The organism is Streptomyces sp. P5F9 (genome assembly GCF_057961495.1).
Window position 1 is genome coordinate 1 of record NZ_JBXVPZ010000960.1, and the last position, 1,082, is coordinate 1,082.

General features: G+C 73.5%; 1 protein-coding gene. It reads left to right on the forward strand.

The window, feature by feature from the left end:
* Positions 1 to 32 precede the first annotated feature (32 nt).
* A partial coding sequence (locus AC31A1_RS51805; protein WP_489659977.1) for a histidine kinase dimerization/phospho-acceptor domain-containing protein occupies positions 33 to 1,082 on the forward strand: 1,050 nt, incomplete at its 3' end.

Below are 1,082 nucleotides of genomic sequence, written 5' to 3' on the forward strand. Positions count from 1 at the left end.
GCCTCCCCCAACTCCCCCTCGGCGACCCCGTGATGAGGCTCGCGCTGCCCCGGTGGGCCGGGACCCTCGCCTTCAAGGCGGCCGTGTTCATCACGGTGATGTGCTGCGCGCTGGCCGCCCTGCTCGGCGTACTCGTGCATGTCTCGGTGACCGACCAGACCGTCGGCCAGGCCCGCGACCTCGCCTTGGCGCGGCTGAAGGAGGCGACGACGCAGTACGAGGCCGGGGACTCGCTCGTGCACGGCGCCGGCGTCGATCCCGAGGACCTGCCCGAGCCGCTACGGCAACTGGCGGGGGCCGGGGAGCGCGGCACGATGGTCGGCAAGCAACGGGGGCACCCCACGATGTGGGCGGCGGGCCCGGCCTCCGGCGACCGGGTGCTGGCCGTCGGGGTCGACTACTCGCAGGGTTCGAGCACCATCGCCGGACTGGACCGGGCGATCGTCTGGTCCTCCGCGCTGGCGATCGGGGCGACGCTGCTGGTCGGCGCGTTCGCGGTGACCCGGGTGACCCGGCGGTTGCACGGAACGGCGCAGGTGGCCCGGCGGATCAGCGCCGGTGACCTGGACGCGCGGGTCGACGATCCCCGTACGAAGGACGCGACCCTGCCCCAGGACGAGGTGGCCGCGGTGGCCGCCGCGCTCGACACGATGGCCTCGTCGTTGCAGGGGAAGCTGCTGAGCGAGCAGCGGTTCACTGCGGATGTGGCGCACGAGCTGCGCACGCCGTTGACCGGGTTGCATGCGGCTGCCGAGTTGCTGCCTCCGGGGCGGCCGACGGAGCTGGTCCGGGATCGGGTGGCCGCGTTGCGCACGCTCACCGAGGATCTGCTGGAGATCTCCCGGCTCGATACGCGGCGGGAGAAGCTGGAGCTGGACGCCGAGCGGCTGGGGGCGGTGGCCGAGCGGGTCGTGCGGGCGTCGGGGGCGGACGCGGAGGTCGTCGTCGTACGGGACGAGTGGGTGGAGACGGACCGGCGGCGGCTTGAGCGGGTGCTGGGGAATCTTGTCGCCAATGCGCACCGGCATGGGCGGGGGCCGGTTGTGGTCACCGTTGACGGGGCGGTCGTGACCGTGCGGGAT